Source organism: Neobacillus niacini (assembly GCF_023715785.1).
GTDB classification, from domain to species: domain Bacteria; phylum Bacillota; class Bacilli; order Bacillales; family Cytobacillaceae; genus Neobacillus; species Neobacillus niacini_E.
On record NZ_JAMBOX010000001.1, the window covers coordinates 867594 to 893704 of the forward strand.

Below are 26111 nucleotides of genomic sequence, written 5' to 3' on the forward strand. Positions count from 1 at the left end.
GAACGGGTAGTGCGTGCACTACCCGTTTCCTTTGTCCCTCTTTATCTCCTGATTTTCGGTTTACCGAATAGTACGAATCATAGTTGCCGCCATTTGCTGTAGTCCCCTTATTGAAAATAAATAATTGTCCAATACTATTACAGATTCCATTCATCATGCTTGTTTTCCAACAACAGCAGTATGACTAGTTTTCCGTTGCTGATTGCGCAGCTTAAAATAGCCAAGGGTCGATACTACAATGGCCCCCAACGTATCGACAATCATATCCTCCATCGTGTCTGCAACCGCGTCCCGCCCAATTAACACCGTCCCTTCGGCAGTGATAAATTTTTGCATATTGGTGCCAAGCAGACCGTCTGCAGCAAATTCATAAATCTCCCAGACAGCCCCGCAGGCGAGGGCGAAACAAAACGCAAATAATGCCACAAAAAACGGGCTTAATTGGATTTTTATTTTTTCCGTATCATTAAAATATTGGACAATAACAAAGCCCAGTGCCCCTAACATTCCCGCGCTAAAGCAATGGAGAATCAGGTCCCAATAGGGGATTCGAAAATAAAAATTGCGGACCTCCCCAAGGTAGATGGCACAAAATAAAAAGATAAAATAAATAATTTCCATGATGTCGGGGATATCGATGCGGAACCGTTGCTCCACCTTTGACGGCAGGAAAATAATAATACTGCCGAACACACATTGTAAAATCATCAGCACATAATCGCTTTTTACCCGTTCATATTCATTTTCGGAAGGCTCTGATGGGGCATTGAAAAACATATAAATGGCATAAACAATTGAAATAATCAATAAAGCAAAGACAATTCTAAAAATCCATGTCTTTCTTTTAGGGTACTTTTTCTCTACCAAAGTTTCTCCCCCTTTTATTCTATGGGCGGTAACTGTAACTATTATTATATCTTTTACGTCTATGAATTGGAAAAAGATTCACAAACATCCCAAAATCTAAAAGCTTCATTATTTTAATAAAATTTGTAGAAAAATGAATGACATCTGTTTGTCATGATATTGTAAATTCCAGTTAAATATTCGTGATAATTTAAGAATAATAAGGTAAACTAAATCAAGAGTTTCATATAAAGATTAGATTAATCGGTGGACAATGCTACCGAGGATAGCAGGCAGTCGGGGGTAAGGATTTATGAGCAGTACAAAGAAAAAACCAGTTGAAGAAATAGGAAAATCACGGGTGAAGTCAAAGCAAAAGTACAAAGGCTGGAAGATGGCCGTAATCGGCAGTATGACAGTTCTTGCACTCATCGTTGCCGGAATCAGTTATTATCAGGCAACCCGATTCAACTCGAAGGTTACGATAAATGAAATAAAAGTGGGTGGGCTGACTGCTGATCAAACCGTTAAAAAGTTAAAAACAGCCTCATTAAAAAACAGGGTCTTTGTCGGGGAGCAGCAAATCCTGGATGAAGAAGATACAAAATTGGGCTTTACCGAAAAGGATTTGCCTGAAGTGAAGAAATTGCTGAAAAACCAGTGGACATTTTTCCCTTCTTTCAAGAAAAAAGATTATCAGCTGATTCCAGATGAGGCAAGTCAGTATCGCACTCAGACAATGAAAAAGCTTGTCGAAGAAAAGCTTCTGTCCATGAATGAAACATTGAAAGCACCAGTCGATGCTTTTGTTAAGCTCGAACAGGGCAAAATATCCATCTCCAAAAGCAAAGATGGGGAACAATTTGATGTCGCCAGCCTTTTGAAGGATTACGACAAGCAGTATTATAAAAGCGATATTCGTTTAGAGCCTGTATACCTACAGCCTGTCAGAGAAGACAGCGAAATCGTAAAGAACGAAGAGAAAAAGCTCAAAGAACTTCTTGGCCAATCGATTGAATACAAGGTACAGGATCAAGTCCATTCTTTAAAAGCCAGTGAGCTAATTAAAAGTGCCACCGTATCAAAGGATTTACAGATTGCCATAGACCCTAGTGATATTAAAAGAAAAATTACGGAAATTAATGATACCCAATGTACATTAAATAAAAATTTCACCTTTAAGACCCATTCTGGCAAAGTCATAACTGTCAAAGGTCAGGGCTATGGCTGGGCTTTGGACGTAAAAAAAGAAACGGCAATGATTCAGAAGGCTTTTGAAACGGGAGAGACATCGGTTTCTGCTGCAAACATCATCGGTAAAGGCTGGAAAGGTGAAGGCTATGGGTATGAAACAACTGCGAACAATGGAATCGGCAACACATATGCGGAAGTTTCGATTGACGAACAGCGGATTTGGATTTATAAAAATGGACAATTGGCCGTCACAACGAATGTCGTAACTGGCAAACATAGTACTGGAAAGGATACGTCACCGGGCGTGTGGTATATCCTTTATAAACGCCAACAATACACGCTTACCGGTGATACAGCGGGCACAGCTTATGCGATCAAGGTCAATTACTGGTTACCGTTCACCAACAGCGGCCAAGGCTTCCACGATGCCAGCTGGCGGACAAACTGGGCAAGCAATGCCTATCTCAATGCCGGATCAAATGGCTGCGTCAATGTACAGCCTAATGTTATGAAAGCTGTGTATGACAACCTCAGCACGTACGACCCGGTCATTGTTTACTAACGAAGAACAATAGGGATGATGGTAGCGGCACAAAAGTCGCCACTATCATCCCTGTTTTTTTGTTTCACGTGGAACCGAAAAGACCTTTCTCTTTCATGAAGCTTAAAAAATTCGCTCAGGGATGACTCTGAGCGATTCATTTTCTTCAACAAACGATTATGCCCTTTTTCTTTTACTCATGTATAAGGTAGCAGCACCAATAATCAACAGAATCGAACCAATTAGGAGAATATTGTAGGATTGTCCTGCTGTATGAGGCAATTGTTCCCCATTTGGCGATTGTTTGCCGTTGTCGATAGCATTCTTTGCCGCTGCCGCTTCCTTGATACCCCCATTATTGGCATCTGTCGGTCTTGCTTCTGGTTGTTCAGCTTCTGGTTTATTCGGAATGTCCTCTTTATTAACTAGTGAAACGGTGGCGCTTGGACCAAATCCACTCCATCTATAGGTTTTCATTTCTTCAAGGCCATTTGGAATAACATCGGAAAGTCTTTCCCTGATTGTATATTTAGTTCCTTGCCCGACTGCTTCCACTTTAAAGGTATAGTCTTTGCCTTTTTCCAATCCAGTCACAGTAAAGGTTGTATCCTTAGTTGTCATGGAATCATTTATTGGTGTAAATTTAGTGCCATCCGGCATAATCGGCTGTCCATTTACATAAATCCGGTAACCAATTACGTCTTGGTTGACTGCAGTCGCTTTAGTCCAGGAAAGAATTACACTTGTTCCATCCTTTTCAACCTTAGCTGTTAAATCACCTTTAAATGATGGTGCCCCAATAGGATAGGGGACTTGCGTCTGAATTTCTACAGAGCTGCCATAAGGTGTTTTATTGCCTGCAATGTCTACGGCTTCAACGGTAACTTGATACTTTGTACCAGGCTCAAGCTGCGTTAACGTATATTTGTTTGATGTGGCAAACCCATTTAATTTTCCGTTTGCATACACATTATATCCTGCAATGCCTGTCTCATCACTCGCCGCATCCCAGGTGACAGACCCCCAGGTAAATCCCGGATAGACAACTTCAACGCTCTTGCCACTGAAAGTATCACTGGCTGGAATCGTGGTTGTAGCTTGTTTAATTTGTGGATTCTGCGGAAGAACCGGTGCCGTCGTATCAGCTTCACCCAAAGTTGTTACTTTCATTTCCGGCCCATTGGAAGTTCGGTTGCCTGTTGCATCCGTGGCTTCAACTTTAAAGGTATATTCGGTTGCTGGCGTTAATCCGGTTACAGTAAAAGTTGTTTGTCCTGTTGTCGTATAGGCAGACCCGACCTTTTCTCCATTTTTATAGACTGTGTATCCCGTTACAGCCTTATTATCCAAGGCTGGATCCCATGTTAATGTTACACTTTTTCCATCAGCGGAGGATTGTGCCTGGACGCTGGAACCGACAGGCCAAATTGGTTTCTGGGCTGCATCCTCAGATATAACGCTAGAAGTTGTCGTTCCTTCAAACTGAATACCAGTAGAATTTGTGATTCTCCAAGGATTTCCGTTGTTATCTTTAACATTCGTAAAGACAACATGGTTAAATTTGAAATCTTTTGCGTAATCCAGGTTTGCTGAAAATACATTATCGAATTTAACATTCGTAAAAGTAATATTTTCGTGGTAGACTTCCCCTACATCACTATTGCCTTTTACCATTATTGCTTGCTTCTTGCTGCCGCCTTGATTACGAACAGTGACATTTTTTATTTCCATATCCTTAAATTGAGAAATTTCTTTTGCCGGTTCATAGGAAATGGCCGCATTTGGATCACTATAATCTGACGTAAATACAAATGGGGCATCGCCATCAATACCTTCTAAGGCATTGTCCCTAAAAAGGACATTTTTTGCTCCGCCGCCCATTGGTGTGTTTGTTTTAGCCCGTAAGCCAACGTCCGTTTTATACATGATGTTATCCTCAACAACAAAATCCTGGAACCAACTTCCCGTATGGCTTCCTGTTACAACACCACCATGGCCTTCTCGTATATAGTTGTCAAAAATCCACGCTTTTCCTGTTGGCTCCTCGCCAGCGGCAGCCTGTCCCATACCTGCTGCAAAGTTAATCGCATCATCACCAGTATCAACGAAGTTGTTGAATACCATTATATTTTGTGAGTCGCCAAATTCAAATCCGTCAGCATTATTTCCATCGTAAGTAGTAGCGACCGTACCATTTACAACAATGTTTTTACTATGAAGATTGACAATGCCGTGGAAGGCAGGATTAAGTTGCGTGATCCCTTCATAGTACATACCGTCGACACCGCGCACCGTAATCAAATTGGAACGAGTGGAATAAGCGGACTTGGCATTCATGCCTTTCTGCTGGGAGGCATAGGATTGGATTGCTGCCAAAATTCCATATGTTTTATCAGAAGCAAGGTTTAATGGGCTCATCTGCCCATTTTCAACTTTTACTCCACCTGTTACTAAAGAGTTGCTGCCTGCTAATAAACGTGGAAGTTGGTTTCCTAATTCGTCAATTGTCTTGTTTGCAGGGTCTTCTTTCCATCCGCTACCATCAATAATCCCTTTTCCAACAATCCTGATATTCTTAAGACTGCCATAATCATATGTATGGGCATTGATTAATGAATAGGAACGCTCATCGGTCGAATAATCATATACCCAAAAATTTTGGCTATAATCATTAGCATCTAATGACGCCTGCAAATGACCGTCCACTTGCAATGTTATATCCGATTTAAGCCAAATTTCTCCTGAAATAAATTTGCCTTCAGGGATTAACACTTTGGAGCCAGCTGTAGCCGCATCGATAGCTGCTTGAATTGCTTCCGTATCTTTTACATGATCATCAGCTTTTGCTCCAAAATCGACAATGTTAAACACCTCTGGCTCCATTGTCGTTTTTGCCGTTATTTTATTGGAAGGTTGAGATTCTATCCCGGCCGCGGTTACCGAGGTTACGTAAAATTCATAGGATGTATCCGGTTTCAAATTCTTGACCTTGAAATTGTGGATTAAAATTTTTGTATGGAAATTATCTTTATCAATATTTTTATAAAAATTATCAATATAGGCTTTTGCAGGACCGCTGTTATCCTTTAGTGCACTGCCAATTTTTTTGCCATCCATATAAATATTGAAATCTGCAATATTACTATACTCTTTAGGCTTTTCCCAAACTAATGTCATGCTGTTTTCATCATAAGCTAATCTCGGAACCTGCAGATTTACAGGAGCTGCAACCGATCCGGAGGATGCTGCATTCGCAAACGATACCGCTCCGAAATTGCCAGTTGCCATAAAGAAGACAAGAACTAGTGCTACAACCTTGATCCATTTCTTCAACTCTTATCCCACCTTAAGTTTTTTTAGGTCCTGCGGTCAAACCATTTTTTTATTTTGCCACATCACCTCCTTTATGATTGTTAACGTTTTCATTTCTAGAATCACTTTGCAAAATGCCGAAAGAATTGGCTGTGGGGCTTTCCAGATAATCAGGTTATTAACAGCTGGAAAGCCCTCTCTTTTAAAATTTATCCTTTTTAATATTAAACCAGTTTATGAGTATACCAAGTCTTCCCTTTAAATCTCCACGAGAAAATCAGCCCGCGGACACCCCATTCAATCGCCATCGCCGTCCAAATGCCGATGATTCCAAATCCAAGGGTAATTCCCAAAATATAACCGAGAACAACCCTCACAAGCCACATTGACAGGAGCGAGGCTACCGAGGTAAAGGTTGAATCTCCTGCAGCGCGCAACGCGGATGGCATAATGAAACTATGCGGCCACAAAATCGGCTGAGCAAATGCTGAAATTAGCACAAGTATGAACACGGTCCCGGCAATTTCATCAGGCGGGCTGAATATTTTTATCAATAATGGATACAACGGAACAATCATTGCACCAGAAACGATAAACAGGAGCGAGGAGAGCCCCGCCATTGATTTGGTGAATTTTCTGGCATCAGCGATATTTCTGTGCCCGATGCATTGGCCCACAATGGTGATCGCTGCGATGGTCAAGGCATTAGGCCCAATCTGAAATAATAGAAGGAAAGAATTGCCGATGGCATAGGACGTCAATGCGAACGTCCCCAATTGAACAATAAATGTCTGAGTTAACAGTTTCCCGCCGCTGAAAAACATCTGTTCCGCGGCAAACGGAAGGCCAATATACATGATTTTTTTTATAATCGAAAAATCAATTTGCAAAGCCTTCTTAAATTGAAAGTGGATTGTTTCATTGTACTTTATGATATAAATCAAAGAAGCCGCCATACCAACGATTCTGGAAAGAAGAATCGAAATCACCAGGCCCAGAACACCCATTTTTAAAATCAGGATGAACAATACATTTAAAGCTGTGTTCGTCAGATTCAAAATGATCGATAATTTTAAAGTAGGTTTCGTATCGCCAATTCCGCGCAGTGCGCCGCATACCGCTTGAAAGATTCCCATGAACGGGTAGGACAGGCAACTGCCAATTAGATAGAGTTTCGCATTATGGAAGACGTCCTCATCCGCTTTGCCAAACAGAATCTGTAAGGCTTGGGTGTGAAAAATAATGACAAGTGCGCCAATCAGAACTGAAAACAGCAATACCGCAGAAATAGCCTGTATTGCTGTTTTGCTCGCCATCTTCATGTTCCCGGCTCCCGTATATTGGGCCACGATCACGGTTCCGCCAGTGGCTACAGCGATAAACACATTAACGAGGAAAATATTTAATGAATCTATCATACTAACGGCACTGACTGCAGCGACACCGGCTGAACTCACCATCGCCGTGTTTAAAAAGCTCATCAGAACAAGAAAAGCCTGGTCAACGATGATGGGAATCATAATGGCAATGATTTCTTTGAAATGAATTGTTTCCCCGGATAAATATTTATCAAGCAGCGGAGCCGTCTTCCTCGTCAGTTTCATTTTAAAATTTTCCACTGAACACACTTCTTTATCATTTTTATATTCGACTATGACAGCTTACCTGCAAGTTACTAATAATCTCACAAATTGCGAAACCAGAACTATTTTGAAACAACCGCATTTTTGAAAACAACCAATGGGTCACTCGTGCGGGCATGCTTGGCCCGACAGCCAGTAATCTCAATATCCTCTCCATTTTCGACGATGAATGCAGGGCCTTCATGATTAGAAATCGTTACTTGATTAAACACGATATCCCTGACATTACTACAGAAAAATCCTCGCTGTTTCATCGGTTCAAGCTCTGCCATCATCGCTGGCAGTCCCGGTTCGGCATCATCAGCCATATGAACGGATACCCGGTCAAACGTAATATCCTCGACATACCTTTCAGCCAATCCGTATAAAAATCCGGCAGCCGCACTCACTTCACGAGCCGTAATATTGGAAAAATGAATTCGGCGGAATGCAGGTGTTTCCTCTGTAATCGGGTAAGGATTTTTATCCCAAACATATTTGTCATTTCCACGTGGTCCCCAATAATAATAGAGGTTGGCAATAAACGGGCAAATAACGCCCTTCATCACAATATTGGTTACCCGGACATCCTCAATAATCCCGCCGCGGCCGCGTCTTGACTTAAAGCGGATGCCCCGGTCGGTTCCCTCAAATACGCAATTGCTGACTGTAACATTGCGGATATCCCCGCTCATCTCACTGCCAAACACAACACCGCCATGGCCGTGGATCATTGTACAATTCGTAATCGTTATATTCTCACACGGAACCCGTTCCGCAGTATCCTCTGTACCTGCTTTGATGGCAATGCAATCATCGCCAACATCGATATGGCAGTTGGAAATTCGGATGTTTTGGCAGGATTCCGGGTCAATGCCATCCGTATTTGGAGAATCGGCTGGATTCATTATGCTGATACTATCAATTGTGACATCTTCACAGCAAATCGGATTGACCGTCCAGCTAGGCGAATTGACCATTTTCACACCAGAAATAAGAACATGTTTGCAACCGTCAAAGCTAACCAGCTTTGGTCTTGGATAGTCATTTTTCTCCCGCCAATACAAGTCCCACCAAAATTGACCGTTTCCGTCCAATGTACCGCGCCCGGTTACCGAAACATTTTCTGCATTTTCCGCATAGACACAGGAGGCATAAACCTGTCGTTTCACACCTTCCCAGCGTGATTCGACAACAGGATATTCCGTCACCTCGTTACTGAACATTAGGGTGGCACCTGCGTCCAAGTAGAGATTGATATTACTTTTTAAAATAATCGCCCCTGTAAGAAAAGTGCCTGAGGGTACATAAACAGTACCGCCGCCTTGCGCTGAGCAGGTATCAATCGCATTTGATATGGCTGAAGTATTCAAGGTTTTTCCGTCATTCATGGCTCCAAAATCCCTAATATTATAGAGGCTGGAGGCTGCAGTCAGTTCCATGGTTTTCCTCCCGGTTTATGAATTTCCTTCCTATTCGCGATCCAATGACGGGCAGCAGCATTGCTGCCCGTCAGCCTATAAGCCTATAGGGTGACTCCGGTTTTAAAAATCGCAATCTCCCTAAAGTCATTTTTCTCGTTATTGACAAGTTCACCGCTTGCAACTTGGATGATATAATCAATAAACTCTCGTAAAACGAACTCCGACTCCTTCTCAAGCAATACTCCTGCATTAAAGTCAATCCAATGCGGTTTTGTCTCATAAAGCGGCGTATTGGTTGAAATCTTCATGGTTGGCACGAAAGACCCGAATGGCGTTCCGCGGCCTGTTGTAAACAGCACCAATTGACAGCCTGCCGCTGCCAAAGCTGAAGCGGCGATCAAATCGTTACCAGGAGCACTTAGCAGGTTAAGCCCTTTTTCCTGCAGGCGGTCACCGTATTTAAGAACATCGGTTACCGTGGAGGTGCCTGCTTTTTGCGTACAGCCAAGCGATTTATCTTCTAATGTAGTAATCCCGCCGGCTTTGTTCCCTGGCGATGGATTTTCATAAACAGGCTGTTTGTTTTCAATGAAGTATTCCTTGAAGTCATTAATTAAATGAACCGTTTTTTCAAAGACTTCATTATTGGCTGCTCGTTCCATAAGAATGGTTTCAGCACCAAACATTTCCGGCACTTCCGTTAAAACAGTTGTTCCGCCTTGAGCGACAAGGAAATCAGAGAATCTGCCCAGAAGCGGGTTGGCAGTAATTCCTGAGAAGCCGTCAGAACCGCCACATTTTAAACCAACTTTTAATTGTGATAATGGCACTGTTTCACGCTTATCATGTTTTGCCGCTTCATAGATTTCTTTTAAAAGCTCGACGCCTGCTTCAATTTCATTGGTCACTTCTTGAGAAACAAGGAACTTTACGCGCTCTTCGTCATATTCACCCAAGCTTTCCTTGAACTCATAAAGATTGTTATTCTCGCAGCCAAGCCCCATTACCAGGACACCGCCGGCATTTGGATGAAGGACAGCGTCACGCAAAATTTTGCGTGTATTCTCATGGTCATCCCCTAATTGGGAGCAGCCAAGATTATGCTTCAGCACAAGAACGCTTTCAAACGGAGTGATATCGCCAACTTCCTTTTCAAACAGCTTGAGCATGCGCTCTGCCATGCCATTGACACAGCCCACTGTCGGCACAATCCAAAGCTCATTGCGGATGCCGACCTCACCGTTTTTCCGGCGATAGCCCTCGAAGGTTAAGTTTTCCAGTTTATATGGGTTGGAATTGAGCTTTTGGTTAAATTGGTACTCTTTGATTCCATCCAAGTTTGTTTTTGTATTGTGGGTATGAACGTGTTCCCCTGCGGATATTTCTGCAATGGCATGGCCGATTGGATAGCCATATTTGATGACGTATTCATTGACAGCAATTGGCCTAAGCGCTATCTTGTGGCCTTTGGCTACATCCTGCTTTAGTTCAATCGATTTCTCTTTTACCGTAATGACATGGCCAGCCGGTAAATCCTTGAGTGAAACAACGACATTGTCAGTATCATTAATTTGTGTAAAGTCCAACATGGTCCTTCTCTCCCCTAATTCGCAGTTTTTTGTCCTAAAACAGCTTTCACCGCTTGGTTCATACCCTTTGTCAAAATTTCAAAAAGATCGTTCGTAACAGCTGCCGTTAATCCCGATATTTCGTTTAAATCGGTCTCCCAATTTTTCTCGTATCCCAATACGTTCTTGACAATGGATTCAACACTGTCAAACGTTCCATCGTACTTGCCCCATTGCTCAGCAAATAATTCAAGAATATCCTGGTCATCGGCAAGTTTAATATCCTCATCGCCGCGCTTGCCTTTATAGAAGGCAATTAATGCTGCCAGCGAGAACACAAGCTTTCTTGGTAATTCTTGTTTGCGGTTGATGTACTCAAGCAGGGATGGCAAGTCTCTTGTTTTAAATTTGGACATCGAGTTTAAGGAAATGCTCATTAAAAAGTGTTGAATAAACGGATTTCTAAATCTTTCTACTACTGCATCGGCAAAGGAGTTTAATTCATCCAGCGGCAGGTCCAGCGTTGGAATAATTTCCTCGTAAACCAATCCCTTGATAAACTCTCCCACCACTTCATGGTCAACAGCTTGGGCCACAGTATCCAAACCATATAAGTAAGATACAGGCGTCATCGCGGTATGGGCACCGTTTAGGATCCGAACCTTTCTTGTCCTGTAAGGAGTCATATCATCTACAAATAAGGTGTTTAGCCCTGCTTTATGGGCCGGAAACTCTTCGCGAATCCATTGTGGACCTTCGATTACCCATAAATGAAACTGCTCGCCGACAACGACAAGATCATCTTTATAGCCAAGTTCAGCAGTGATTTCATCCATGTTATCCCGCGGGAAGCCAGGGACAATCCGGTCAACCAGGCTGCAGCAGAACGTGTTTGCTTCTTCAAGCCATTGAACAAACTCTTCACCAAGATTCCACAATTCGGCGTATTGAAGGACAATTTGCTTTAGCTTTTCACCATTGCGGTCGATCAGCTCACACGGAACGATAATAAAGCCTTTTTCTCTATCCCCGTTAAAAACTTGATACCGTTGATAGAGGAATGCTGCCAATTTTCCAGGGTAGCTGCTTTGCGGACGGTCCTCCAGACGGTCGTTTTCATCGAAGGCAATACCGGCTTCTGTTGTATTGGAAAAAATAAACCTTAGTTCTGGATTGGCGGCCAGCTCCAAATACTGGTCGTACTGAGTAAAAAGATTTAAGCCCCGGCTAATGCTGGTAATAGCGGAATGCTTGCGGACGGCTTTTCCGTCTTTCATTCCTTGCAGGAAGAGCGTGTAAAGTCCATCCTGCTCATTTAGCTTTTCAACCATGCCTTGGCCGAGCGGCTGGACAACAACAACACTGCCATTAAAATCCGCTTCCTTGTTTAATACATCAATTTGCCAATCCACAAATGCCCGCAGGAAATTTCCTTCCCCAAATTGCAACACTTTTTCCGGAAAGCGCGGGGCATCTTTGACTAAATTTCTCGTTAATTTTTTCATATCTAATCCCTCCAAAATAAATGCACACGTTAACAAAATGATGTGTGCCAGTCAATTGACCAGCAGTTTTTTTACAATAATGGTTTAACCGACTTTCGGATCACCAGTTCCGTTTCCACAAAGATTTTTTCGCCGTTCATTTCACTAGGGTTGTCTGAGCTCATCATCTGCAAAATTTTGTTGGCGCCCAAGGTACTGATTTTTTCGATTGGTCTTTTGACAGTAGTAAGTGATGGATTCGTGTAACGGGCAAATTCAATGTCGTCAAAGCCGACAATTGAAATATCGTTCGGTACATTGACGCCGCGTGCGAACGCCGCATTGATCGCGCCAATGGCCATGTCGTCATTGGAGCAAAAAACGGCTGTCGGCGGCTGATCAAGTGAAAGCAGTCGTTCTATCGCTCGATAACCGCTTTCCATATCATAATTACCTTGAATGATGTATTCAGTCTTAATCGGTATATTATAATCAATCAGTGCTTTTAAATATCCTTCTCTCCGCTCCATCGACGATTTAAATCCACTAATCCCTTCCACTAGCCCAATCGTGCGATGACCATTTTGCAGCAAATGCTTGACGGCCTGCGTCGATCCTTCCCGGTCATTGGAGAGAATATTGATGATCGACGGGTCGCCTATATCGCGGTTTAATACGACACAAGGAATCTGTTTTTCTTTCAGGTAGGCAATAAAGTCATTATCCTCTTCACTTTGACTCATTAAAATAATGCCATCGAACCGTTTGTTGTGAATCGTTGAATAATACCGAATGTCATCAATTCCTCTGACAAACAAGTTATAGTCCTGGTTAATAATTTGATTAACCCCTTTGACGGTTTCAACAAAAAAGCTTGATGATGTACCGTGGGTAATACTTGTCAGAAACAGCCCAATTGTATAAGACCGTTGGGTCACCAGGCTTTTGGCATTATAGTTCGGTGTATAGTTAAGCTGAGAGGCTATCTCAATGATTTTCTTTTTTGTCCCCGGTTTAATCAGCGGGCTGTCATTCAATGCCCGTGACACGGTTGTATGGGAAACATTTGCGATTTTGGCAATGTCTTTAATCGTAACCATGTTTTCACCCTTTATCTAGTAACTTTCCAATTATTTTACCATAATAGGAAAAATCAAACTTCATAGCCCCTCAGCCGCTCTCTGCTCGTTAATGGACAGCCAGTCCCTTTTCTTGAAACTGAAAGTACTTTTTTGCATTGTGATAGGAAATGCCCTGAACCACTTTACCCAAGAAGTCAAGATCATTCGGCACTTCTCCGTTTTCCACCCATTCGCCAATTAACGAGCAAACGAGTCTTCTGAAGTATTCATGTCTTGTATAAGACAGGAAACTCCGCGAATCTGTCAGCATTCCGATAAAGCGGGTGAACAATCCAAGGTTGGAGAGGGCTTGCATTTGCTCGAGCATGCCGGATTTATTATCGTTAAACCACCATGCCGTACCGAACTGGATTTTCCCCGGAATGCCGTTGCCCTGGAACGAACCGATCACCGCTGCGATCACAGTATTGTCACTCGGGTTTAATGAATAAATAATGGTTCTTGGCAGGCCGCTTTCCTCTTCAATACCATCCAGTAACCTGACAAGCGGTTTGGCAATTTGATCATCATTAATCGAGTCATAGCCTGTGTCCGGACCAAGCTGTTTAAACCTTCTGGTGTTGTTATTGCGCAGTGCATTTATATGCAGCTGCATCGCCCATCCCAATTCGGAATATAAGCCGCCAAGGAATTTCAGTGTATAGGTTTTGTACTTTTTCTCGTCTTCAAGGGATACCTTATTCCCCTTTAGGGCTTCAGCAAAAATAGCCGCAGCGTCTTCTTTCGTTGTTTCGGCAAACATCATCGTATCGATGGCATGGTCAGACACTCTGCCGCCCACCGAATGGAAGAAACGGACCCGTGCTTCAAGCGCTTGCAAAAACTGCTCATAAGTCGCGATTTCCATGCCTGATACCTCTTGCAGCTTCTGTACCCATTCGAGGTAGCCGTCACGATTGATTTCCAGGCCCTTATCCGGACGGAAACTCGGCAATACTTGAACATCAAAGTCTCCATCCTGCTTTAATTTCAAGTGGTATTCCAGACTGTCGACTGGATCATCGGTTGTGCAAACGACTTCCACGTTGGATTTCTTAATCAAATCTCTTGCCCCAAAGCCTTCACTGTTCAAGAGTGCATTGACTTTTTCCCAGATTTGCGGTGCGCTTTCCTCGTTCAGAATTTCATCCATTCCGAAGAAACGCTGCAATTCCAAATGTGTCCAGTTATATAAGGGGTTTCCGATTGTCATTGGCACCGTTCTTGCCCACGCCAGGAACTTATCATAGTCATCGGCATTGCCAGTTATATATTCTTCATCAATGCCATTAGCCCGCATCGCCCGCCATTTATAATGGTCGCCATATAACCAGATTTCGGTGATATTTTTGAAGGTTTTGTTTTCATAGATCTCTTTTGGACTTAAGTGGCAATGATAGTCGATAATCGGCATATCCTTTGCGTAATCGTGGTAAAGACGGATGGCCGTTTCATTGTTCAAAAGGAAATTCTCATCCATGAATTTCTTCATTATTAAAGCACCAGCTTTCGATATTTTAGGGATATATTTCATAAAATGTTCACGTTAACAATTTAGATTAAAAAAATATGTTAACGTGCCTCTTCAAACCTTTTCTGCAGGTACGCAATACTGTCATTAATATGTGGTTCCCTCGTACTTTCTAATAAAATAGTAATGTACGGCTTTTGCTGCTTGATATATTTAAAGACGGCGTGATAGTTTAACAACCCGGTGCCGACAGGGACCATTTTGATCCAATGATCGTCAATGATAAAATCTTTGGCATGAACGATGGCGATTCGATTTCCGAACAGCTCAAACGCCTCTTCGAAAACCTGTTCTTGATGCAGATAATTTTCAGGCGATAAAAAATTCGCTGGGTCAAAAATCACTTGAAGGTTATTGGACGGAATATCATCGAGCAGCCGCCTCATCCGCTGGGGTGTATGAATCGGATGGTTAATTCCGCCTTCAATTCCGACCATTACCCCAAATTTCTCCGCCTCGTTGACAAGTTCACGGACACTCTCGACCACTTCCTGATACGCCTGCTCTGTAAAATTCTCCTCAGTATAATCAATCTCTGGATAGACATTTCCGGTTTCCGTCCCGACAATGCTGCAGCCAAAATCACGGGCATAACGAATATGTTCTTTAAACCGATCCAGCACTTTCCGTCTTTCCGAAAGATCGGGATGAATCATATTAATATAGCAGCCCAATACGGCAATGTGCAGGTTCTCTTTGCGGAAGGCGTCCCCGATATGGCGGGCAAGCCCTGGAGTTAAGCTTCCCGCTCCGGTATGAAGGTCGGGAAATGACTTAGCCAATGCCAGCTGCACGCTCGTGAGACCAAAGCCTGCGATTTCCTTCGTTAATTTTTCCAATGGCAGATGAGGAATATCATGGGCCCTAATTCCAATATTCGCTTTCATACGATTCCTCCATCAAATATATGTTTGTTAAAAATAAGCCGTACCAAATCCGGATGCAGTACGGCTTATCCTTTCCACTGCTTATCTGGCCAGCCAGCCTCCGTCAACGGCAAGGATGTGTCCATTCATATAGTCGGATGCCCTGCTTGCCAGAAACACAGCTACTCCCATTAAATCTGTCGGGGTTGCCCAACGGCCTGCCGGGATGCGTGCCGTAATTTCCCGCTTCCGTTCTTGATCTTCTCGTATCGGCGCGGTGTTGGCCGTTTCCACATATCCCGGAGCAATCGCATTAATCTGAACACCGTACTGAGCCAGTTCATTGGCAAACGCTCTGGTCAATCCCGCTACCGCATGCTTGCTCGCCGTGTATGGCGGAACGAATTTCCCGCCCTGGAAAGACAGCATTGAGGCAATGTTGATGATTTTTCCGCTCTTTTGCTCCACCATGACCTTAGCCACTTCCTGACTAAGGAAATAGACGGAATTTAGATTTAAATCCATCACCGCATCCCAATCTTCCTGCTTATATTCAAGCAGCGGTGCGCGACGGATGGTCCCGGCATTGTTAACAAGAATATCAATCCGGCCATAAGCCTGTTTGCAGGCAGCCACCAAGTCGCCAATCACCTCACGCTTGGATAAATCAGCTTGGAAAAACTCGGCACGGCGGCCTTCCTTTTCAATCAGCCCGCGGGTTTCATCCCAGTCACGGCCATGAGTGACGATAAATAGGTCGGCACCTGCTTTGGCGAGCGCCACAGCTAACCCTTGGCCGATTCCTTTATTGCCTCCTGTGACAATGGCCACTTTGTCGGTTAATGCGAAGAAATCCAATGAAAAGTTGTCCAACTGTGTTGTCATCTGCTTTAGCCTCCAAATATCTATTTATCAATTTAGAATTAACGCAATTCTTCCATTTTGACATGGTCCATGTCATCGTACGTAATGTTTTCGCCGCACATGCCCCAAATGAAGGTATAGTTGCTAGTAGCAGTTCCTGTATGAATCGACCAGCTAGGGGAAATGGCAGCCTGCTCGTTTTTCATGACCAGATGTCTTGTTTCATTCGGCTGTCCCATGAAGTGGAACACGCGCGTTTCTGGTTCCATATCAAAATACAAGTACACTTCCATGCGGCGCTCATGTGTATGGCAAGGCATTGTGTTCCAGACACTTCCTGGCGCAAGCATGGTTAAGCCCATTTGCAGTTGGCAGCTTTCGCACACATTTGGATGAACATATTGGTAAATTTTCCTGACATTTAATGTTCCTGGCTCCCCGGCCTCCAGCGGTTTGATATTATTGATGTCAATTTTCACCGTTGGATAGGTGTGATGGGCCGGAGTGGAATTGATATAGAACTTGGCTGGGTTGGCAGCATCGTTGGAACGGAACAGCACCTCTTTTGTGCCTCTGCCGACATATAGCCCGTCACGGCGCTGCATGTCATATTCGACACCATCAAGAATAACGGAACCATCGCCGCCAATATTAATAATTCCTAACTCACGACGCTCAAGAAAATAAGAAACTCCCAATTGCTTATCCAGCTTGATTGTTAATTCTTCCTCGGCAGGTGTAACGCCGCCAAAGATCATCCTGTCGACATGTGTATAGGTTAAATGCACCTTTCCAGGTTCGAAAAGTGTTTCTACAAGGAAATGCTTCCTTAATTCATCTGTTGTATAACGTTTCATTTCATCGGGATGGTTTGCATAACGTGTTTCCATAATGGACATCCTCCTTGACTAATTGTTTACTAATCTAGTTATCTAATAATTTTTCCAGGCGTATTATTGGCAAACGAAAGAATTTCATTTGCTGTGAAAATATTGCAGTCGCCATAGACCGTATGCTTTAACACCGAGGCAGCGGTTGCAAAGCTGATCAGCTCATCGGGGGCCATGCCTGTCAAGATTCCATGCAGGAGACCTGCAGCAAAGGCATCCCCGCCACCGACACGGTCAACAATATTGTCAACCTGATAAACCTTCGATTGATACAGGATACCGTCTTTATAGAAATTCCCCTGCAGTGTATTTGTCGAGGCAGAAACAACACCACGGAAAGTAGAACTGATATATTGGATATTTGGATAAAGATCGGTTAATTTTTGGTAATAATAGGCCAGTTTTTCGTCAGGGCTCAAAGCTTCAGGCGCCCTCTCGATTCCCAATAGATAAATCGCATCCAGCTCACCACAGGAACAGATATCGACATATGGCAGGAATAAATGGATTGCCGCCGCCGCTTCCTGCTGGCTCCACAGCTTGGCCCGATAGTTAAAGTCAAAGCTTATGGCCACTCCATGTTCTTTCGCTTTTTGCAGGGAGTACAAGACGACTTCACGCATATTTGGCGATAGGGCTGCCGTGATACCGGTTACATGAAAGAGTGCGGCATCTTTAAAAATTTGGTCCCAGTCGAGTTCTGCCGACTCAAGCAGTGAAACACTAGAGTATTTACGGTCATAGGTGACTTGAGCACTTCTTGGACCCACTCCTGTTTCTACATAGTAGGTACCAAGGCGGTCACCGCCTCTTACTAAATAATCGGTATGAACCCCATAGGATTTCAAATGATTTTCTGCCGCCATCCCTAGCACGTTATTAGGAACTTTGCTGACAAAATGAACTTCATGGCCAAACAGCGCCAATGACATGGCGACATTTGCTTCTGCGCCACCATAGTGCATATTGATTTGACCTGCCCGGCTTAGCCGCTCGCCAATATTGGTTGATAGCCTAAGCAGGACTTCTCCGAAAGTTACTACTTTTTTCATCATCTTATTTCCCTCTGGCTGCTTGGACTTTATTTATATATTGTTGTGCTATCTCAGTAATCTTGTTGTAATCGCCTGTTTTCGCCGGCTCCACCAGATTTCCGCCAACCCCGACAGCAACGCAGCCATTTTTAATCCATTTCTCCACATTCTCAAGGTTGACACCGCCAGTAGGCATAATATTAACCTGTGGCAGCGGCGCCTTAACCGCCTTTACAAAATCAGGACCGAAAGCACTTCCAGGGAAAAGTTTTATGATGTCTACTCCTGCAGTTAATGCCTGTTTCATTTCGGTAATGGTCATGCAGCCGGGCATATAAGGAATTTGATATAGATTGCATAGTTTGGCAGTTTCCTCATCAAAGCTCGGACTGACAATATATTGGGCACCGGCCAATATCGCAAATCTTGCAGTCGCTGCATCAAGAACCGTTCCTGCACCGATGACGACATCGTTATTACCGTAATAGGAGGATAGTTCTTTGATGACTAGATCGGCATCTTTCACAGTAAACGTCACTTCAATCCCAGTGATGCCGCCTTTTACGCAGGCGTCCGAGATTTTTATTGCTTCTTCCTTGGTGTCCGCTCTAACAACGGCAACCACGCCACAATCAAGGAGTTTTGAAAGGGTTATCAATTTCTTCAATTGGATCACCAACCAGAATGAATTTCTTATATTGAAATAATTTATTATTGTATTTACAATTCAATTATATATAATGGAATATACGAATATCCACCAATCCTAAAAAGCCCTTAAAAATTTAACTATTAATCTTAAAAAAATTATCCTTTCCGGTATTCTGCAGGGGTGTAACCCGTATATTTTTTAAAGCAGATGCTGAAATACTGCGGGTTGCTATAGCCGACCTGCTCACTGACTTCACTCGTTTTCAATTTGCCTTCCCGCAATAAATCCATTGCTTTCTTCATCCGCAGTTCCAGTAAATAGTCACCAAAATTAAACCCTTTCTCCAGCTTAAACAGGTTGCTGAGGTAAGGTGTACTAACATGAATGACATCAGCCAATTTTTGCAAGGTTAGGCCTTGATCATAATAATGTTCTTTCATATATTTAATCGCTTGGTCAACATGACTGAAATGATTTTTTTCTTTTCGCTTTTTCATCGTCTGTGACCATTGTTGAATGATTCTATTGAGAATTTCTATCATTTCCGTAAGCGTTTGCATTTTCATGATGTCGTGATACATCTCGGAAGAGTTAAAGCTCCCTGTTTGTTCTTCGTTCCACTTTTCCGATTCAAAAAAGAGCATGGCCCCAAGTTTTAAAGCAAGGACCTGCAAATCAGGCAAGGAAACGGTTCTGCTTTCAAGAATGGCAGCATGCAATTGTTCAAGGGCATTTTTCACCTTCTCCGGCATACCCAATTTGATTTGGTTTTCGATTTTTATTTCCAAATCGGCTAGGTTATTTCCATGCTGTTCGGTTTCTGAAACTGTATCCTCGAAGGAAATCACTCGTCCAGTTCCCATGATATGCCGCAAATCCATGGCAAGACAGGATTCAAGGAATGCATTTCGAATTTCAAACAAATTAGCATAGGTTCTCCCATAGGAAATAGTGACAGATTGCCCGACCTTTTGATGTACAAACTCCAATAACTCCTGGGCAAGCCGTCCCTTGGCTGGGTCATCATTGCGGTCTAGTGATAAAAGGATGGCCAGCCGGTCAGGACTAGCTTCCATTGCAGCTGAATCCATGCCGCCTATTAACGATTCGATGATTGGCATGACCTGTTCTTTACAATCTAAACCATCCTCCTCTTTGACGTACTGAACGAGTATCGCTGAATAGTATGGTCCTGTCAGTTGAACGCCCAAATCGGCAAGCTCTGTCTCGATATCAATCTGCTGCTCTCTATCTCTATTTAGCTTTTGAAAAAAGGCTTGCTGAAGCAGGGGAATAGATTCGCTGATTTGCTTTTCTTTCCTTACTGATTTCTGCCATTCCTCAGCCGCTTCTTTTACCTTTTCAAGCAGTTGCTCTCCGTTTACCGGCTTTAATAGATAGTCAAATGCTTTTAATTTAATGGCTTCCTGGGCGTATTTAAAATCTTCATACCCAGTCAGGAAAATGATTTTTGTGTCCGGACTTCCCTCTTTTACATATTTGGCCATTTCCAGACCGCTCATAAACGGCATATTGATATCTGAAACCACTACATGCGGCTGTTCCTTTTTAATTAAATCAAGAGCAACCGCCCCATCCGCAGCTTCTCCTGCCACGATAAATCCATTCTCTTCCCACGGTATTGCCTGGCAAAGCCCACGGCGTATAATGCGATCATCCTCTACAATGATTATTTTATGCATCTTTCACACTCTCCCCTTTTGTTTTGGGAATCTTAATACCGACAGTTGTTCCAAAGCCGGGTTCACTTGATATAGTCAAGCCATACTCTTGTCCAAAGTGGATCTTGATTCGTTCATTGACACTTTTAATACCAATCCCGATAGAAGCCTTTTTATCTCGGTAAGCTGAGTCCATTTCTCTCATGATTTCCTGCAGCTTCTCTTTTTCAATTCCATTGCCATCATCAGCCACTTCCAAATAAATAAGATCGTCCGCTTGATCGCCCCTGATGGTGATTTTACCCTTGCCTCGCTTTTGCTTGACACCATGGTAAATGGCATTTTCAATCAGCGGCTGTAAAGAGAGTTTAATAATATTATTGGAAAGAATGTCTTCTTCGACATCTATTTCATAAACAAAGTCATCGCCATAGCGCATTTCCTGGATGTACAGGTAATGCTCAATATGTTCCAGTTCTTCCCTGATCGAGATGATTTCCTGTCCCTTGCTGATACTGATTCTGAAGAAGCTCGACAGTGCACTGATCATTTGGCTGGCATCTTTATTCAGCCCCATATCACACAGCCCTTTAATGGAATAAAGCGTATTGTATAAAAAATGGGGATTGATTTGGGCATGCATAATGGCAAATTCCAATTGCCGTTTTGCCTCTTGTTCCATTTGAACCTGTTCCATCAGCGTGTTAATCCGGGCAATTAATTCCTTAAAACCGTTATGGAGGATTTTCATTTCTTCAGGACCGGATAATTCATAATTCATGTCAAGATCCTTCTGATTAAATCCCGCCATTTGGTAGGCCATCTTTTTAAAGGGATTCGTAATAAACTTACTCATGATATTGGTTAGCACGACAGTACAAACAGCCAGAAGCAAGATCAATAATATGTTAAAATGCTTGATATAATTAACTTTGGTTAGAATTTCACTTTCAGGAACAACCGCCGCCAATTTCCATTTATTCGTCTTTATCGTGTCGTAAATGACAATCATATTTTCACCCGAAAGACTTTTGTAGGTGAATTCGCCTTTTTCCCTGTCTAACTGCTGCAGGGAATGCAATGTTTCTTGGTCAAGTCTGTACTCCTTCTTAACCGTCTTCGATTCGTAGCTTCCATCTGGACTGACTAAAGTCAGGTACCCATTTTTCCCGATTAATGATTTATTTACAACTTCTTCAAAAAAATCAGTTCGTAGGTTAAATAACACGATCCCTCTCGACTTTTCACTTTTCATTAACCTAAAGACAGAGATTACCTTATCATTTTGATTTAGACTTTCATCATTGTGGAGATTTTCCCAGTAATATCCCTCTGTATTTCCCTCATACCTGTTGAAATAATCATCATAGTTGATAGTAGGATAGGAAATATAGGGGGTCCGATAAAAAGAATGACCTTTTTGTTCATAGTCAATGATGACTGAATCCAGAATAGTGTTATATCGCGTATAGATCATTTGTACATTTCGGTCAACCTCAATTCGTGTTTCCGGTTTTATTTCGGAATCATCAAGAGCCAGCATATATTTCACCTTTGGGTCGTTTGCCAGCGAAACGAACTGCTGAAACACATCCAATAACATGTAATCCAAATAATTCTTTGTTTGAAAAATGGTATCATTGACATTTTTATATGCATTTTCTTCAATCTGCGATGTCGCCAAAGCCGATGAAATCCATCCAGAAATGAATATAAAAATAATAATGATTGGAAGGAAAAGCGAGTTAATTGTTGATTTAAAAGAATAAAAGAAATACCGACGAAACAGGTTTTTTAGCTTAACAGCCATCATTACCAGACTCCCTATTAGCAGATAAAGAAAACGTTTCCACACCTAAACAATAAACAATATTTATTGCTTGGTAAACAGGTATATTTTATCTAAAATTCTAGGAAGATGAAGTGACTTTTCTCGTACCGAGGAAAATATTATGCCAGAATAATATATCTCCGACTTTCACATAAGTATAAACCTTTTCCTATGCCGACATTCGCAGCATAGAAAAAGGTTTTTATGCTCTAGTCACATGACTGCAGACGATTAAAGCAGTGGTTTACACTTTATTAATCAGGTCATAATACGCCATGCTTCCTAAAAGAAACGCGCCCATTCCATGCAAATCATTTTTGGATGTAGGTCGAGAAACATAATAATCATATACCCCGGCAGAAGTGCCGATGCAGATGCCCTTAAGGTCCGCAGTTTCTTCGTATTCCTCAACCATGTGCTCCAACAGCCCCTTATAAGCCTTTTCCACTACTGCACGGTAGGTTTCATCGACATAGCCATGTTGAATCGCTTTGGAAATAAAATAAATAAACAATGCCGAGCAGGAAGATTCAAGCCAATTATCAGCAAGCTCTCCTTTATCAACAATTTGATACCATAAACCCGTCTGATCGTCCTGGAACTTTACGATAGCCGGAATAAAGTTTTGCAGCGCTTGAATTAATTCCTCTTGGCCGCGTTTCCGCTCTCCTAGGATTTCTAGTAAATCGATAAGTGCAGTGCCATACCAGCCTACAGAACGGCCCCAAAATTCAGGTGAGCACCCTGTTTCAGGACTTGCCCATGGCTGTACCCTTTTTTCGTCCCACGCATGGTAAAGCAGGCCGGTTTTTTCGTCTGTCATATGTTTTCTCATCAGCTTTTCCTGTAGAAGAACCATCTGAATCAATTCCTCTTCATGAAATTGCTGGCTGTAAAGAAGCATGAACGGCCCGCCCATAAACAAGCCGTCAAGCCACATTTGGTATGGGTATTTTTCCTTGTGCCAGAAACCATTCTCGGAAGTTCTATTGATGGTATCTAAAGCACTTCTTAGGCGTTTTGCCGCAATCATATATCTCGGGTCTTTTGTTTTTTCATAAAGCGGGAACAAAAGAATCCCTGTCATCGTAGAATCGAGTTGGTCACGCTCAAAGCGTACATTTCCATATTCATCAATTAAGTGGTCGTAATAGGCTTTAATATAATTGAAATATTCTTCCTTGCCTGTGGCCTGATATACCCGATACATGCCAAAAAGAAAAACTCCTTGATGGTAATGGAATTCGCCCACAGGCGGAAGCTCTTCTGGACGGAACGTTCTCATAAGCGCTTGGCAAGCTTTTTCCGCCATCCGTAATGGAGTTTCTGTTGTCATCTGTTTTGTTTGCATCTTTGATTCTCCTATCTCCTTTATTCATCCACTCTAATAGAGAAACTGGGTGTTAAAGTATCAACACCCAGTAAGACAGCTTTTTTATTTTTTGAAAGTGGCATCATATTTTGCTTTAGAGTCCTCGATTGCTTTTGCCCATTGATCAAGGAATTCCTTAGCAGTCATCTTTCCACTCATTACCGATTGAACGCCTGGGTCTACAATTGTGTCAAGGATGGTACGGTAGTCTGGTAAATAGAATGGCGGCATATAAATCTTTGTTTTGGAATTATTGTACACTTCAAAGGCAACCTTAATATGCTGCGCATCTTGTACCCATTGATCATCTAATACATCTTTGTTGGTCGGAATTTGACCAGTTTGTTGGTTCCAGTAGCTTTGCGCATCTTCAGAGTTGACAAATTCGATAAATTTCCAAGCTGCATCAGGGTTTTTACTAGCTTTAAACATGGCTAGGTTAACTGCGTTTCCACCTTCGGCAACATATTGGCCATCTTTCGTTGTTGGAAGCGGGATCATCTTGAATGAACCTGCTGGCAATGCTTTGCTGTGCTCACCAAAAGAACCTGGATTGTGGTGTACCATTCCAACTACACCAGTATCAAAAGCGGCAATCATTTCTTTATAGCCATTTGTAATATCGCTCTTAGGAGTAGATTTGTCATAGAAGGAGTAATATTTTTCGACAAACTCTACATGTTTTGGATCATTGATGTTCGACTTGCCGTTTTTATCAAAGTAATCCAAGCCGCTGTATGCAAACATTGCTCTTTGGATCGTGAATGATGCTCCTGCACCGCCGCGGATGGTAAAGCCATAACGGTTTTGTGCCGGATCTTTCATTTTTTCGATTACAGTAAAGAACTCGTCCCAAGTTTTTGGCTCTTTAACGCCTGCTTGCTCAAACCAGTCTGTGCGAATCCATAAGGCATCCAAATTTTGTGCGTAAGGAATGCCATAAAGCTTTTTGTCTCTGGTAATTTCCTTGTTAACATCAACTGCTGCTTTGTTAAGTTTCTTGCTGATATCGGACTTGTCATAATACGAATCAAGAGGCTTTAGTGCACCGCGAATTGAGAATTCCGGAAGCCAGGTTGTTTGAACAGAGCCAATATCAGGCGTATCCTCGGCCGCAATGGCTGCATCATATTTCGATTTTGCGGAACTGTTCGGAATACCAACATACTCTACAGTAATGTTAGGATACTTAGCTTCAAATCGCTTAATGACTTCCTCCCAAACAGGGGTACGGGCAGGACCAGCGTTTTCATCCCAGAATGTAATCGTAACTGGTTCTTCGGGTTTTGCTGCTGTTTTTTTGTTATTTTCCACTTTTTTCTCATCGCCGCCACCGCCACAGGCAGTCAGGAACATGCTTGATGCCACGGTTAAAGCCAGAGCAGAAGTTGCCAATTTTCTCTTTAACATACGAAACTTTCCTCCTTGATATTTTTATATCAACCTTTCACAGCTCCACCCATACCATTTACAAGGTGCTTCTGTGCATAGGCAAATAACAGAATTGCTGGAATTAAAGCGATTACACTTCCCGCCGCCAAGGCCCCGTAGTTTACGTTAAACTCACCCATCATGGAGGCTAATCCAACAGGGAGCGTAAACTTGTTTTGCTGGTTGGTCAGCATCAATGCGATTAAGAATTCATTCCATGTATAAATGAAGGTAAATACTCCTGTTGCTACAATACCCGGCAGCAACAAAGGAAAGACTACATACCTTAATGATTGCAGTTTCGTACAGCCATCCATCATCGCTGCTTCTTCCAACTCTTTTGGAACGCCTGAAATAAACCCGCTCATCAAAATCGTGGTAAATGGAATTTCAACTGCTGAATACGTAATAATCAACGATAACGGATTACTGATCAATCCAAGATTTTTAAAAATGATGAACAGCGGGATAATCATCATAGCCCTTGGTATAAACTGGGTACACAAAAGCATAAGCATGAATCCACGTTTTCCTTTAAACTGGTATCTAGCCAATGCATAGCCCGACAGTGTCGAGCAGATTAGAACAACGATTACAGTGGCAACCCCTACGATTAAGCTATTTTTAAAGAAGGTGGCAAATCCGATATTGGTCCAAGCATTGACAAAGTTATCAATTGTCGGGTTAGCAGGAAGATACTGCAAAGGGCGCTTGATAATATCTCCCTCCGGCTTAAACGCTGTATTAATCGTCCAGTATAACGGAAAGATGGTGAAACATAGCATCATCGATAATGGAAGATATAAAGTTATCAATTTATCAGCTTTTTTATTATTGAATATCATC

General features: G+C 42.5%; 19 protein-coding genes. 1 reads left to right on the forward strand and 18 read right to left on the reverse strand.

What is annotated here, in order from left to right; translation table 11 throughout:
• Window positions 1-153: 153 nt before the first annotated feature.
• A complete protein-coding gene (locus M3234_RS04155) occupies window positions 154-867 on the reverse strand; it encodes a DUF2238 domain-containing protein (RefSeq protein ID WP_262303457.1) in 714 nt (237 codons plus the stop codon).
• Between the two features lie 292 nt (window positions 868-1159).
• Here M3234_RS04155 and M3234_RS04160 point away from each other — a divergent pair, with 292 nt between their 5' ends.
• Window positions 1160-2602 carry a L,D-transpeptidase gene (locus tag M3234_RS04160; protein ID WP_262303458.1) on the forward strand — a complete coding sequence of 481 codons (1443 nt, stop codon included), beginning with the start codon at window positions 1160-1162 and terminating at the stop codon, window positions 2600-2602.
• A gap of 156 nt (window positions 2603-2758) precedes the next feature.
• Here the strand turns inward: M3234_RS04160 and M3234_RS04165 are convergent, their stop codons facing one another.
• The 17 genes from M3234_RS04165 to M3234_RS04245 form a co-directional block, all read right to left on the reverse strand.
• The gene (locus M3234_RS04165; RefSeq protein WP_262303459.1) at window positions 2759-5914 is read right to left on the reverse strand and encodes a fibronectin type III domain-containing protein; all 3156 of its coding nucleotides are present in this window, start codon (window positions 5912-5914) and stop codon (window positions 2759-2761) included.
• A 203-nt stretch (window positions 5915-6117) separates the two neighbouring features.
• Entirely contained in the window at window positions 6118-7497 is a 1380-nt protein-coding gene (locus M3234_RS04170) for an MATE family efflux transporter (RefSeq protein ID WP_285858258.1), read from the reverse strand.
• A gap of 101 nt (window positions 7498-7598) precedes the next feature.
• Entirely contained in the window at window positions 7599-8957 is a 1359-nt protein-coding gene (locus M3234_RS04175) for a glycoside hydrolase family 28 protein (protein WP_262303461.1), read from the reverse strand.
• Between the two features lie 83 nt (window positions 8958-9040).
• Window positions 9041-10528 (reverse strand): UxaA family hydrolase, encoded by a 1488-nt coding sequence (locus tag M3234_RS04180; protein WP_262303462.1) that lies wholly within the window; start codon window positions 10526-10528, stop codon window positions 9041-9043.
• Window positions 10529-10542: 14 nt separating this feature from the next.
• Window positions 10543-12012, reverse strand: coding sequence for a tagaturonate reductase (locus M3234_RS04185; RefSeq protein WP_262303463.1), 1470 nt, complete (start codon window positions 12010-12012; stop codon window positions 10543-10545).
• A 71-nt stretch (window positions 12013-12083) separates the two neighbouring features.
• Window positions 12084-13091, reverse strand: coding sequence for a LacI family DNA-binding transcriptional regulator (locus M3234_RS04190; RefSeq protein ID WP_262303464.1), 1008 nt, complete (start codon window positions 13089-13091; stop codon window positions 12084-12086).
• 88 nt (window positions 13092-13179) lie between these two features.
• Window positions 13180-14604 (reverse strand): glucuronate isomerase, encoded by a 1425-nt coding sequence (uxaC, locus tag M3234_RS04195; RefSeq protein ID WP_262303465.1) that lies wholly within the window; start codon window positions 14602-14604, stop codon window positions 13180-13182.
• A gap of 80 nt (window positions 14605-14684) precedes the next feature.
• Window positions 14685-15530, reverse strand: a complete 846-nt coding sequence (locus tag M3234_RS04200) for a sugar phosphate isomerase/epimerase family protein (protein WP_262303466.1) — start codon at window positions 15528-15530, stop codon at window positions 14685-14687.
• 81 nt (window positions 15531-15611) lie between these two features.
• Window positions 15612-16394, reverse strand: a complete 783-nt coding sequence (kduD, locus tag M3234_RS04205) for a 2-dehydro-3-deoxy-D-gluconate 5-dehydrogenase KduD (RefSeq protein WP_262303467.1) — start codon at window positions 16392-16394, stop codon at window positions 15612-15614.
• Between the two features lie 38 nt (window positions 16395-16432).
• Window positions 16433-17263: a 5-dehydro-4-deoxy-D-glucuronate isomerase gene (gene kduI, locus M3234_RS04210; RefSeq protein ID WP_262303468.1), complete on the reverse strand. Its 831-nt coding sequence runs from the start codon at window positions 17261-17263 to the stop codon at window positions 16433-16435.
• A 38-nt stretch (window positions 17264-17301) separates the two neighbouring features.
• Entirely contained in the window at window positions 17302-18318 is a 1017-nt protein-coding gene (locus tag M3234_RS04215; protein ID WP_311315622.1) for a sugar kinase, read from the reverse strand.
• Window position 18319: 1 nt separating this feature from the next.
• Complete coding sequence (locus M3234_RS04220; RefSeq protein WP_262303469.1) at window positions 18320-18964, reverse strand: bifunctional 4-hydroxy-2-oxoglutarate aldolase/2-dehydro-3-deoxy-phosphogluconate aldolase; 645 nt, start codon at window positions 18962-18964, stop codon at window positions 18320-18322.
• Between the two features lie 140 nt (window positions 18965-19104).
• Window positions 19105-20652, reverse strand: a complete 1548-nt coding sequence (locus tag M3234_RS04225; protein ID WP_262303470.1) for a response regulator — start codon at window positions 20650-20652, stop codon at window positions 19105-19107.
• Window positions 20645-22444, reverse strand: coding sequence for a sensor histidine kinase (locus tag M3234_RS04230; RefSeq protein WP_262303471.1), 1800 nt, complete (start codon window positions 22442-22444; stop codon window positions 20645-20647). The genes M3234_RS04225 and M3234_RS04230 overlap by 8 nt, the downstream gene beginning before the upstream one ends.
• 262 nt (window positions 22445-22706) lie before the next feature.
• Window positions 22707-23813: a glycoside hydrolase family 88/105 protein gene (locus tag M3234_RS04235; RefSeq protein WP_262303472.1), complete on the reverse strand. Its 1107-nt coding sequence runs from the start codon at window positions 23811-23813 to the stop codon at window positions 22707-22709.
• A gap of 84 nt (window positions 23814-23897) precedes the next feature.
• Window positions 23898-25244: an ABC transporter substrate-binding protein gene (locus tag M3234_RS04240; protein ID WP_262303473.1), complete on the reverse strand. Its 1347-nt coding sequence runs from the start codon at window positions 25242-25244 to the stop codon at window positions 23898-23900.
• A 29-nt stretch (window positions 25245-25273) separates the two neighbouring features.
• A complete protein-coding gene (locus M3234_RS04245; RefSeq protein ID WP_262303474.1) occupies window positions 25274-26110 on the reverse strand; it encodes a carbohydrate ABC transporter permease in 837 nt (278 codons plus the stop codon).
• Between the last annotated feature and the right edge of the window lies 1 nt (window position 26111).